The organism is Alcanivorax sp. (assembly GCF_014762765.1).
GTDB lineage: Bacteria > Pseudomonadota > Gammaproteobacteria > Pseudomonadales > Alcanivoracaceae > Alcanivorax.
In genome coordinates this window covers 1-11,100 of record NZ_JABURH010000088.1, presented here as the reverse complement: position 1 = coordinate 11,100, position 11,100 = coordinate 1, and the positions used below count along the sequence as shown (strand labels likewise).

At 59.0% G+C, this 11,100-nt stretch carries 11 protein-coding genes; 6 read left to right on the top strand and 5 right to left on the bottom strand.

The genetic code is table 11. From position 1 onward, the window contains the following. Together mnmD and HUJ17_RS04390 are read right to left on the bottom strand one after the other, a co-directional pair. Positions 1–760, bottom strand: a 760-nt coding sequence (mnmD, locus tag HUJ17_RS04395) for a tRNA (5-methylaminomethyl-2-thiouridine)(34)-methyltransferase MnmD (RefSeq protein ID WP_290509534.1), incomplete at its 3' end; no start/stop codon positions are given. Positions 761–776: 16 nt separating this feature from the next. Then, positions 777–1,610: a hypothetical protein gene (locus HUJ17_RS04390; RefSeq protein ID WP_290509533.1), complete on the bottom strand. Its 834-nt coding sequence runs from the start codon at positions 1,608–1,610 to the stop codon at positions 777–779. Between the two features lie 108 nt (positions 1,611–1,718). Here HUJ17_RS04390 and HUJ17_RS04385 point away from each other — a divergent pair, with 108 nt between their 5' ends. After that, positions 1,719–4,280, top strand: a complete 2,562-nt coding sequence (locus HUJ17_RS04385) for an ATP-binding protein (protein ID WP_290509532.1) — start codon at positions 1,719–1,721, stop codon at positions 4,278–4,280. Here the strand turns inward: HUJ17_RS04385 and HUJ17_RS04380 are convergent. Beyond that, positions 4,270–4,563 (bottom strand): hypothetical protein, encoded by a 294-nt coding sequence (locus HUJ17_RS04380; RefSeq protein WP_290509531.1) that lies wholly within the window; start codon positions 4,561–4,563, stop codon positions 4,270–4,272. The two genes, HUJ17_RS04385 and HUJ17_RS04380, sit on opposite strands and share 11 nt — an antisense overlap. A gap of 249 nt (positions 4,564–4,812) precedes the next feature. On the opposite strand from HUJ17_RS04380, the gene HUJ17_RS04375 reads away from it, so the two are divergent. The 3 genes from HUJ17_RS04375 (at position 4,813) to cmoB (ending at position 7,070) form a co-directional block, all read left to right on the top strand. Then, positions 4,813–5,259 carry a hypothetical protein gene (locus HUJ17_RS04375; RefSeq protein WP_290509530.1) on the top strand — a complete coding sequence of 149 codons (447 nt, stop codon included), beginning with the start codon at positions 4,813–4,815 and terminating at the stop codon, positions 5,257–5,259. Between the two features lie 111 nt (positions 5,260–5,370). Beyond that, on the top strand, positions 5,371–6,102 hold the full coding sequence (cmoA, locus tag HUJ17_RS04370; protein WP_290509529.1) for a carboxy-S-adenosyl-L-methionine synthase CmoA: 732 nt from the start codon (positions 5,371–5,373) through the stop codon (positions 6,100–6,102). Next, a complete protein-coding gene (cmoB, locus tag HUJ17_RS04365) occupies positions 6,102–7,070 on the top strand; it encodes a tRNA 5-methoxyuridine(34)/uridine 5-oxyacetic acid(34) synthase CmoB (RefSeq protein WP_290509528.1) in 969 nt (322 codons plus the stop codon). Before cmoA ends, cmoB begins: the two co-directional genes overlap by 1 nt. 95 nt (positions 7,071–7,165) lie before the next feature. Here cmoB and HUJ17_RS04360 read toward each other — a convergent pair whose 3' ends face one another. Next, complete coding sequence (locus tag HUJ17_RS04360; protein ID WP_290509527.1) at positions 7,166–7,858, bottom strand: diguanylate cyclase; 693 nt, start codon at positions 7,856–7,858, stop codon at positions 7,166–7,168. A gap of 218 nt (positions 7,859–8,076) precedes the next feature. On the opposite strand from HUJ17_RS04360, the gene HUJ17_RS04355 reads away from it, so the two are divergent. Continuing rightward, positions 8,077–8,400 (top strand): hypothetical protein, encoded by a 324-nt coding sequence (locus HUJ17_RS04355; RefSeq protein WP_290509526.1) that lies wholly within the window; start codon positions 8,077–8,079, stop codon positions 8,398–8,400. Positions 8,401–8,900: 500 nt separating this feature from the next. On the opposite strand, the gene HUJ17_RS04350 is transcribed toward HUJ17_RS04355, so the two are convergent. Then, positions 8,901–9,656, bottom strand: a complete 756-nt coding sequence (locus HUJ17_RS04350) for a hypothetical protein (protein WP_290509525.1) — start codon at positions 9,654–9,656, stop codon at positions 8,901–8,903. Positions 9,657–9,920: 264 nt separating this feature from the next. Between HUJ17_RS04350 and HUJ17_RS04345 the strand changes: the two genes are divergently transcribed. Next, positions 9,921–11,100 (top strand): hypothetical protein (locus HUJ17_RS04345; protein WP_290509524.1); only part of this gene is annotated, 1,180 nt, incomplete at its 3' end.

The following is an 11,100-nucleotide window of genomic DNA, read 5'->3' as shown; positions in this document are numbered from 1 at the left end:
CCACCAGGATATGTCCCGCAGCCATGGCGGGCCGGATTTCCCCGCCGTCGATCTGGCCAACCAGCATATGTCGCTTGTGGCCAAAGCCGTCGCGCTTGTGCATGGCAAAGCCGGCGTCTGTGAGCCCGCGACGAACAAAGCCGGCGGCGGTAAAGGTGGCCAGGGTAGTGCCGGGCCGGCTCAGTCTGGCCAGTTGGGCGAACAGAGCAGGGTGCCACATGTCCGGGTTGCGGGCCGGGGCAAAGCCGTCCAGAAACCAGGCATCCACCGGATGGTGGAACTGTGACCACAAGGACAGGGCATCGCCATAGAGCAGGGTCAGTTGCACCCGAGGGTGTAGCTGGAGACGGTGAAAGCCGGGCGCCGGAGCCGGATACTCTGCCAGCAATCTCTCTGCCAGAGAGCTCAGGGGCGGCCGGTGGGTCAGGGCCCTGGCCAGATCCGCTTTGCGTAGCGGGTGTTTTTCCACGGAGACCAGGTGCAGGCGGGCAGTGTCCGGGGCGTGCTCCAGAAACTGCCGGGTGGCCAACAGGCAATTGAGGCCGGTACCGAAGCCGGTTTCACCGATAACGAAAGTGCCGCCGGGCGGCAGCTCGCGGAAGCGCTCTGTCAGCCGGTTGCCCTGCAGAAAAACGTAATCACTCTCCGCCACACCGTCCTGACGGGAGAAATAGGGGTCGTCAAAGTCCACTGCTACCGGGGTGCTCTCATGCCAGTCAACGGTGGCTGGCTGGATGGGTGAGAAGGTTGGGCTTGTCATGGTTGCAGGCCGCAAGCTACAAGCTGCAAGCGGCAATGCGAATCCTGGTTTGTCTGTGTTGCAGTACTGGCGCCGCGTCCAGATTCTGGGCGTAGCTTGTTGTGCTCAAAACAGACAGAACCTCATCCAGCCCGGAATCGCGGGCAGAGAGTGTTTGTTCTGCCCGGTTATTATCCGCGTTGTAGCTTGTAGCTTGAGGCTTGCCGCTGTCTTTTTGTGCCGCCTTGAACTCGGCTAGTGCCCGTTTGCCATGCTGCAGCAGCCAGCGGGGGTTTTGCTGGTAGCTGGCATTGTTGATGCGGATAAAAGCGCCGTCGATCAGGGTCACCAGCAGGGACTGGTTCTGGATGGGGCGCCCTTTTTCCACCCAGCGCATTTGTGCCTGGGCAGAGGGCTGGCCTTCCAGGTCGAGCAGGGTCTCGCTGACGATGGTCAGGGCGTTGGCGCTGTCTTGCAGGGCCTCGTTGATCCGCCGTTGCCGTACCTCGCTGTAGTAACTGGCAACGGCACGCTCTGCCGGCATGCTGTCCCAGCCGGCCGGCATGCCGCTGAGGGACAGAGATAACTGTTCTTTTTTATCGTCGCTGCGATAGTGCAGGGTGCGGCCCCGTTGGGAACTGATTTCCCCGTCCAGCTTCAGGCCAACCAGACGTTCGGGAATCTGGAAGTGCGACAGATCCACGGCCAGGGCCGTTGGCGTTACCGGCAGGCTCTGGTTTCTGCTTGCTTCAGTGCTGATCCTGGGCAGCTTCTGCGTAGCGGGGGACTGCTCGCTGCTGGGCGGCGTGCTGCAGGAAATCAGCCCGAGCAGGGCGCTCAGAGACAAGAGGTAGCAAACTTTTACATTCATTGTTGGCATCATGAGGCAAGGTGGTCCGGGTTTCCCTGATGTGGTGGCGATTTTCTGGTGGCACAATACAAGATACCCCACGAGGATACCCTTTATAGGGAAAGGCGGATGGAAAAACCATCACATAACGGTATGCGGACCGGCGTTGCAATGGCATTGCTGTTTGCCATTATCACCGTCCCTTTCGCTATTGCGTCTTTCCTGATCATTCAACATCGCCTGGACCTGCTGGCAGGTTACAAGACCATGCAGGGGGATCTCCGGCTGTTTGAAAGTGGCCTGGCCGCTTTTTCCCCCCTGGATGATATGCGCGATCTGGCCCCGGTGATGATCCATACCCAGCATCCGGACATCGTGTCTCGCTATGGACTTAGCGAGGCCAGGGCTGACAGTCGGCTTCAGGCCTTTCTGGAACGGGTGCGTGAACGGGATATTCCCGGCCTGAATGATCAGGCGGGGCTGCTCAGTGAAACCTGGTCTGGCCTGACGGTGAAAACCGGGATCCCCCTGGAAGACGTGGCTGGTCCGTACGATAACGTCAACCGCATCGCTCAGCGTCTGGGCAATGCCCTTTCCTCGGTGCTGATTGCTTCGGATATGTCAGTGGGGGAGGGGTTGGAGCCCAATGAGGTGCTGTCGTTGACGTTGGGGTCTTTTCGCCAGGCGCAGAATGATATCGGTCTGATTCGTGCGCTGGCGCTTTATGTCAGTCAGCGCGGTGGTTACCTGGGGGATAACGATGCCCGCCGTCTGGAAAATGCCTGGCAGCGGCTGCAGCAGCAACTGTCGATTATCGACAGTGAGATCAAGGCGCTGTCTGCCAGGACCGGCGCCATTGAGTTGCAGCAGCAGTGGCGGCTGGTGAAGGACGAACTGCAGCGATTTCTGCTGTGGTCCGAGCAGGAGCTGATTCTGGCACCCCGGGTCCAGGTAACCTGGGAGCAGGCCTATGACCGCAGCCGACATGCCATGCAATCCCTGGAAGGCCTGTCTGACAGCCTGGTGGAGCTGTCTTCTGTGCAGCTGGTGGACCACACTCGCCAGGAAAAACTGCGCGGCACCATTTTCCTGATGCTGGCGGTGCTGTTGTTGTATGCCCTGGTACTGGGGCTGGCCCAGCTGGTTTACCGCTCCAACTCCCGAGCCATCAGCGCCCGGGCGGAAAGTCAGGCAAAGGGGCAGTTCCTCGCTCGAATGAGCCACGAAATCCGCACTCCCCTCAATGGAGTGATCGGTCTGGCGGAATTGTTGCGTGAAACCGACCCCACTCCGCGCCAGCAGGAATATATCAGCCTGATCGACAGTGCCGGACGCACCCTCACCGCGCTGATCAATGATGTGCTGGATTTCGCCAAGATCGAGGCCGGCAAATTGCAGCTGGTGGAGGAGGAGTTTGACCTGCCCCTGCTGATGGCCGAGTGCGCCCAGATGTTCAACCTGCCGGCCAGTGATAACGGCACCCTGGTATTGCTGGACTTGGACAGCAATATGCCTTCGCGAGTCGTGGGCGATCCTACCCGTCTGCGTCAGGTGTTGATCAACCTGCTGGGCAATGCGGTCAAATTTACCCGCAACGGCAGGGTGGTGCTGTCCCTTGCGTATCGCCAGGTGAGTCACGAGCAGCCCTTGTTCAGCTTTGCGGTGACCGACACCGGCATTGGGCTGAGCCTGGAAGAGCAGGCCCGGTTGTTCCAGCGCTTTGCCCAGGCCTCTGCGGATACGGCGAAACGCTTTGGCGGCACGGGGTTGGGGTTGTCCATCAGCCGCGAACTGGTGGCACTGATGGGGGGAGACATTCATGTGGAAAGTGCTCCTGGTAAGGGGGCACGTTTCAGCTTCAGCATCCAGATGCCGGCGGACAAGGTGGATGTCCCCACGGTGGAGCAGGAAGCGCCACCGGCCTGGTTGTGGGATGTGCAGGGTAACCTGGCAGACTGGATGCAGGCGGATCCGCGTTTCAAGGCGGTGCACCGGGTCAGCAATAACTCACAGCTGGCGGCGCTGGGCTCGCTGGAAGGGGCCAGGATCCTGTTGATCAATGGCATGCCCGACCGTGACCTGCTGGAGGAAACCCTGCAGCTGGTGCGTATCAGCCAGGTGTCGCTACAGATTCTGCTGCTTACCGGGATGCGCTGTGACGCTCCGGACTGGCTGCCCCCGCAGGTGCAGCTATTGCGACGTTCGGTGCTCACGGTGAATGAGCTCAAGCAGTTGCTGGGTCGGCAGATGCCCAGCAGTATTCCGGTTATTTCACAGGTGGAAGGGGAAGAAGCTGTTGCCGCGCTGCGGGTGTTGGTGGTGGAGGACAACCCGGTCAACCAGATGGTCACCAAGGGGTATCTGGAGCGGCTGGGCATCAGCCGGATTGATATTGCCGAAGACGGTGCCCGTGCGCTGGACATCTTCCAGGAAGCCGCAGGCACTTATGATCTGGTATTGATGGACCTGGATATGCCAGTGATGGACGGGTTCACCAGTGCCGGGCGGATGCGCGATTGTGAAGAACGTGAACAATGGCCCCCCTGCCAGATTCTGGCGCTGAGCGCCCATGCGGTATCCGAGCTGGGCGGGCGTGTGCAGCGATCAGGGATGAACGGCCAGTTGATCAAGCCGTTGTCGCTGACCGCTATGCGTGATGCCATTTCCCGCTATCTGAACCTCAAGGCATAAGGTATTCGAGAAAATCCTGGAAAGGCAGTGGCATCAGGGGGGCCAGGGTCAGCAGCAATCCCAGCATGAGCAATACCAGCAATTCCAGCCGCCACACCCGGTGGCGCCGCCAGGCATGAACACACAACGCCACGGCTGTCATAAGCACGCCGGCGTGGAAGCTGGCCATGCTCACCAGCTGCCACTGCACATCCTGTAACGCCAGCACTAAGCCACAGAAAATCAGCAGCAGGGCTCCACTGGTCAGGGCATTGGCGGGGCGTTGCTCACGGGATGGCTGCATACTGGGTTTCTCCCTATTTAAGTACTGAGTTTCTGGCCAAACGCCCAAGCAATTGTCGTGCCTGTTTAGCGGGTCGGTTTCAGGCAGCCTAATGATTATTCGTGACTGCTGGATGAACGATGAAATACTACCATTTGTCATCTTTTATACATATTTATGTATGATAAGGGTTAACTTGTGTGGTGTTTAATTCGTATAATTTGCCTCCGACGATTGTATCTTTCGGGTTTTGGGATAGAGGGTTCCTTCATGCGTTATTTGTCTTTTGTCCTGTGTGCTGTCCTGGCACTGCCGGCCCATGCGCAAATCAGTACCGGCATGAGCGAGCGGTTGTGTGTGGCAGCGGGGCAGGAAAGTGCTTTCGGCGCACTGGTCGATGATCTGATTGAAAGCGATCAGCTGGCGCTGACCTCCGGTGAGCAAGTGCTCTCGTTGTCCTGCCAGGATGGTAGTAGCGTGCTGGAGAAGATGGTGCTGGCCCGTCAGGCTGAAAATCTGGAATACGCCGTGATTGACCTGGGCTTGAATCTGACGGCCTCCCGGGTGGCGCTCCGCGGGCAGACGCTGCCCCTGAAAGAAGCTCTTCAGCGCCTGGGCGAACAGGGTGACAGCGATGTTCAGGATTTTGTTCAGGGCTACCTGAGCGATCTGGCCGACGAGGACTTCAACCCCAACCTGCGCGTCAGCCTCAAGTAAACGAAACACTGGACGGCTGACGCTCGCCGCCGGGCGTCAGGCGTCGTCCCCATTTCTACCCACCGGTATCACCCGCTATAATCCGCCCCGCATTGTGATACCGGAACCCCTATGTCTGATCAGCAGGACCGCATTTACGCCACGGCGCACCAGCAGGTGACCCGTTTCTCGTTCGATGACACCGTGGTACGTGTCTTCCCGGACATGATTCGCCGTTCCGTGCCCGGCTACCCCACCATCATCGACATGATCGGGGTGCTGGCGGCCCGCTATGCCCAGCCGGATACCTGTCTCTACGACCTGGGCTGCTCCCTGGGGGCCGCCACCACAGCCATGGCGACCTTGACCGCTGACCAGGGCAATCGGCTGATTGCCGTGGACAATTCCGAGGCCATGATCCGCCAGGCTCACACTCTGATTGCGGAAACCGGGCAAAGCGAGCGGGTCACTCTGCTGGAAGGGGATGTGGCGAGCATGGATTTTGAACCATGCTCCATGGCGGTGCTCAATTTCACCCTGCAGTTCATCGCCCCGGACAAGCGTGACGCCCTGATTCAGCGTCTTGCCGACGCCACCGTGCCCGGCGGTATTCTGGTGCTGTCGGAAAAGATCCGCTTTGCGGACGATGCGGAGAACACCCTGCAGACCGAGCTGCACCACGCCTTCAAGCGCAACAACGGTTATTCGGATCTGGAGATCAGCCAGAAACGCACCGCGCTGGAAAACGTGCTGATACCGGAAACCCTGGCCGATCATGAAGCGCGCCTGCGCCGGGCCGGTTACCGGGAGATCCATGTCTGGTTTCGCTGCTTCAATTTCATCTCTCTGCTGGCGGTGCGCTGATGTTGAAGGACTATCTGCAGCAGTGCGAAACGGCGTTGCGGGAACTCTATGCCCAGCCCGAGCGGGATGCGTTGATGGCCCTGTGCCGGGAACGGCTGCTGGACAAGCCCCACGGTGATTTACCCCGCTGGCTGGCAGCGCTTGATGCCCTGCCCGAGGGACCGGCGGACTGTGATTTCGCAGCGGACACCCTGCGCATCGGCAAGCCTGGTGGCGTCGATCGGGCGGACGTGAAAGCGGCCCTGGAGGGCCTGATCCCCTGGCGCAAGGGGCCCTTTGATTTCTTTGGCGTGCACATCGATACGGAATGGCATTCCGACTGGAAGTGGCAGCGGGTAGCACCACACCTGTCTCCCCTGGCCGGGCGACGGGTACTGGATGTGGGCTGCGGTAGTGGCTACCACTGCTGGCGAATGGCGGCGGCCGAGGCCGAGCAGGTGGTGGGAGTCGATCCGACCATTCTGTTTCTGGTGCAGTACCTGGCCGTGCGCCGCTTTGCGCCCGCCACCCCGGTCTGGTTTCTACCGTTGCGCATGGAAGAGCTGCCGGCGCAGACAGAGAATTTCGATACGGTGTTCTCCATGGGCGTGCTCTACCATCGCCGCTCCCCGCTGGATCACCTGCTGGAACTGAAAGCGGTGTTGAGTGAAGGAGGCGAGCTGGTGCTGGAAACCCTGGTGGTGGAAGGTGATGCCCAGACAGTACTGATGCCCGAAGATCGTTATGCGGCCATGCGCAATGTGTTCTTCCTGCCCTCCGTGGCGATGCTGGAACGCTGGTTGCAACGCTGTGGTTTTGTGGATGTTCGCTGCGTGGATGAGAGCAATACCACGGTGGAGGAGCAGCGGGCCACCGACTGGATGCGGTTCCAGTCGCTACCGGATTTTCTGGACGCGGACGACCCGACGTTGACCCGGGAAGGTTATCCCGCCCCGCGCCGGGCCGTGGTTATTGCCCGCAAACCCTGACGCGAGTCAGGGGCGGGTGGGCTGGTTAGAAATCAGGTTTGCACGACAAGGCGCAGCGACCTGCACCATTGCTGTCTTTCTTGAACCCATGTGACCTAGATTGCCCGCGCCTGGGTTGATGCTTCCAATAGCTGATCCACCAACTGCAGCCGCAGACGCTCATCCAGCATGGACAGCGCAGGAGACAGCACTTCCACGAGTGACGCCTGGTTGGGGCCATTGGCCAACTCGAGCAGCTCTCTGGACAGCCGATGGGTTGCCTTGGGGGCGGATTGCAGAGCGGCCAGCTGTTTGCGTGCCGGTTCGCTGAATGCTATCTGAGCGCTATCGCTGGTGTCTTCCAGGGTATTGAATGCCCGGTTAAGCAACTGCACTACGCCTTCCTCTTCCTGCTGGCTGGCACAGTGCACGCCGATGCGTGCCGGCAGGGAAATGTGGAACTCATCCAGCTCGAATTCCTGGCTGCTGAACCACTGTTGTAGCCGTTGCGCCATTGCCACGGCGCCATCCACCGCCGTGGCCGGCAAGACCACAAACAGGGATTGCCCTGACTGGCAGCTGACCAGTCCGTCTTCACAGCGTTTGCCGGCATGCAATTGATGCAGAACCCGGGCAAGCAGGCGCTGAATTCGCTCGGCTCCAATATCCGCCTTGATGGAGGCCAGATCCTGGAAGCGGACTGCGAGGATGCTGAGTGGCCGCTGATGTCGCCGACAGAGAGACATCGCCTGGTGAATCATCTGCTGGCTATGGCTGTTTGCACGGCTGCTTGCTGTCACGGCAGTCATTGGGTACCTCGGGGCCACACATTAAGATGACGTTCCTTTCTTGGGAGCGTGAATCGGCTCTTAACTGTGGGCATCCTTTCCCGTGTTTTTCACTGTAATGATTTCCCACGGGGCGGGCATCGGGCGCATACTTTATTTAACAACAATGTCTGGCTCTGTTACCGAAAATGTTTGTTTATCAGCCAATTAGAGCGGACAAGTAACGAGGAAGTGAAAACATGTCCATGATCTGGGTAATTGCGACGGCGGTGTTGAGCTCGGCCATGACACTGACGGTGGTGGCGTTGTGGGGGCATTTCTATTTTCAGCCTCGACTGCGTGACAGCATGCAGCAAGAGCTGGATGAGCAGGTAGAAAAGGCCGCCCAGGTGCTTTCCTCGCGGGTGGAAGAGGGCGTGCGCCGTGGCCTGGTGGATGGCGTGCGCAATCTGGATACCCGGGAAATGCTGGAAGGCGCCAGCCGCAGCCTGGCCCGCTCCAGTGCGGAGCTGGTCGGCGAGCGTCTGGGGCAGATTTTTGGCGCGCCGAGGAAGAATAAATAAGCTACGAGCTACGAGCTACGAGCTACGAGCTACGAGCTACGAGCTACGAGCTACGCTCGATTGGATAGGGAAGGTCTGGAAAGTTCCTCGTACTTCGTCATTTCTACGAAGCCGCTGTAGGAACGGAGCGTAGCGGAGTAACGCACGTAGTTCCGTGCGGCCCGAAGGGTGAGCGTAGCGAATAATACCTCTTGAGGTGCGAACCGCGCTTGCGCGGAAATCGCCCGCAGGGCGATCAGGAATAACAGGGCTCGACAGGTTTCAGAAAAGAATGGCGGCTAGATTGATCTTTCCCGCCTCGCTACGCTCGGTTCGCATGCCGCAGATCCTCTGGGGGGGGGGCAAGCATAGCTCCTACAAAAGACACCAATCCTCGCCAAGGCTCGGATCGCGCCGCCAGCGACGCTCCTACGGGAAGCGTCGCTGGCGCGCTAGAATCTTGTTGGCCGGGCGTTATTGAGCGGTTCGGCCTAACCCGCGTGGCAGCTTATCGCGCAGCGCTACAGCCTGCCTCTGGCCGGCAGCAGTCGGGCCAGCAGGAAGGCAATGCCGAGACTGAGCATGGCAAGGGAAAGCACATCCTGCTGCAAGGCCTGCCAGGTGGTTTCCCACAGGGACGAGGCTTTCAGCAGTGACAGCAGAATCAGCAGGGTGCCGGTGAGGGTAAAGAACTGGTCCAGCTTGCGGGCCCGGCGCAGTTCGCCGCGCATGTGTCGCAGTTCCTCGAGGATGTCTTCCTGAATCAATTGCTGGCGTGCCACCTGTTCCGCCAGTTCTCCCACCTGCTGGGGCAGGGTGGCCAGCTTTTCCAGCCACACCGGATCTTCCCGGCGTAGCAGGTCGAGCAGTTCCTTGAGTCGGACATGATCGTCCAGCCAGTTGCGGACCAGTGGCCACAGGCTGAAATTCTCGATCAGCTCGGTGAGCTGGGCGATCTGCCGGTCGCTGCCGGTGACACGCAGGGATTCGTGCTCGGTAAGTGGTTCGCTGGCAAACAGCCAGTGAACCATGGCTCCCAGGGGGCCGCGCACACGGATATCCACATTGCCTTCGTAGTCGGTAAGCAGTTCCACGCCATCTTCATAGATAAGCACATAGAGCACCCACAGCGGGCGCTCGGCGCGAATCCGTACGACAGTGCCGTGCAAGGCGGCTAATCTGTCGCGGCCGGGCTGGCTGCCTGTGAGAGCCTGGTTCAGTGCGCTCTCCAAACCACCAAGCACAATCAGCTGGGGGAAACTACCGGTCTGAGGCATAAGTGAGGGAAAATCCTGTCCTTAAATGGGGCCGCGTTGTCGCTTCGGGTCCCGATTTGTTGCCAAAAATTACGTTATCTTGCTTATATTTAGGGTGCCAGCTACCTATACTAGGGACTTTTATAATAAAGGGCACCTCCCATGATAGGTTGCTGCCTTCAAACGACATTGGCTTTTTAGACCGGGATTGGCGAAAGCGGGATATGTTTGTCTTGGCACTGTCGCGTTACAGTGCATAAGCCCTTGGAGGGGAGTTGTTTTTCAATGCTGGAATCATTGCTTTCGTACCCGGACTTCTGGAAGTACGTCAGTATACCTTTCATCGCCGGTGCCGTAGGCTGGATCACCAACTGGATGGCCGTCAAAATGACGTTCTATCCACTGGAATTCATTGGTATTCGGCCAATTTTCGGCTGGCAGGGGATCATTCCCTCCAAGGTCGAAAAGATGGCAGGTATTGTTGTCGACAAAGCCCTTTCAAAACTGGGCAGTCTGGACGAGTTCTTTCGCGAGATGGAGCCGGAGAAGATTGCCGCCCACCTCACTCGCACCATCCAGCTACGTATTGAAGAGTACACCGATGAGGTAATGACCGAGCGCAATGCCGTGCTCTGGGAAAACCTGCCGTTGCTGGTGCGCAAGCGTGTCTACGCCCGTGCCCGCCGGGCGATTCCTGCGGTCATGGACAATGTGGTCGATGATATCAGCCGCAATCTGGACAGCCTGGTGGACATGAAGCACATGGTCATCACCCAGATGAGCGAAGACAAGGCGCTCATGGTGCAGATGTTCCAGGAGGTGGGTGATCCGGAGTTCCGTTTCATTACCAACTCCGGTTTCTACTTTGGTTTCCTGTTCGGTCTGATTCAGGTGCCGGTGTTCATCTTTGTGCCGGAAAACTGGGTGTTACCGTTCTTTGGCTTTATCGTTGGTATTGCTACCAACTGGCTGGCTCTCAACCTGATCTTCCGACCGCTCAACCCGGTGAAAATTGGCCCTTTCCGGATTCAGGGGCTGTTCCTGAAGCGGCAGAAGGATGTGGCCGAATCCTTCGCCCGTCTTTCCACGGATGAAGTGATCACCCTGCGTAATATCATGTACCAGGTGGTCAATGGCCCCCGTGGAGATCGTACCAAGGCCCTCATCAAGCGCCATCTCAAGCCTCTGCTCAATGGTGGTGTGGTGCGTACCGCTGCCCAGCTGACAGTGGGGCCGGAAGGTTATGCGGACCTCAAGAAGGCGGTGGAAGACAAAGCGGTGGATCTGGCCGTGGAGCCGTTTGAAGACCAGGGCTTCAATAAGGAGCGGGGCCTGATTGTCGAGAAGCTGATGGCGGAACGCATGCAGGCACTCAGCTCGGAAGAATTCCAGGACCTGTTGCGACCGGCCTTCCAGGAAGATGAGTGGATTCTGATCGTGGTGGGCGGCTTCCTCGGTGCTATGG

Bases quoted from the DNA above. Each gene is read 5' to 3' on its own strand.
- HUJ17_RS04390 (WP_290509533.1), bottom strand. From the start codon at position 1,610: ATGAATGTAAAAGTTTGCTACCTCTTGTCTCTGAGCGCCCTGCTCGGG.
- HUJ17_RS04385 (WP_290509532.1), top strand. From the start codon at position 1,719: ATGGAAAAACCATCACATAACGGTATGCGGACCGGCGTTGCAATGGCA.
- HUJ17_RS04380 (WP_290509531.1), bottom strand. From the start codon at position 4,563: ATGCAGCCATCCCGTGAGCAACGCCCCGCCAATGCCCTGACCAGTGGA.
- HUJ17_RS04375 (WP_290509530.1), top strand. From the start codon at position 4,813: ATGCGTTATTTGTCTTTTGTCCTGTGTGCTGTCCTGGCACTGCCGGCC.
- cmoA (WP_290509529.1), top strand. From the start codon at position 5,371: ATGTCTGATCAGCAGGACCGCATTTACGCCACGGCGCACCAGCAGGTG.
- cmoB (WP_290509528.1), top strand. From the start codon at position 6,102: ATGTTGAAGGACTATCTGCAGCAGTGCGAAACGGCGTTGCGGGAACTC.
- HUJ17_RS04360 (WP_290509527.1), bottom strand. From the start codon at position 7,858: ATGACTGCCGTGACAGCAAGCAGCCGTGCAAACAGCCATAGCCAGCAG.
- HUJ17_RS04355 (WP_290509526.1), top strand. From the start codon at position 8,077: ATGTCCATGATCTGGGTAATTGCGACGGCGGTGTTGAGCTCGGCCATG.
- HUJ17_RS04350 (WP_290509525.1), bottom strand. From the start codon at position 9,656: ATGCCTCAGACCGGTAGTTTCCCCCAGCTGATTGTGCTTGGTGGTTTG.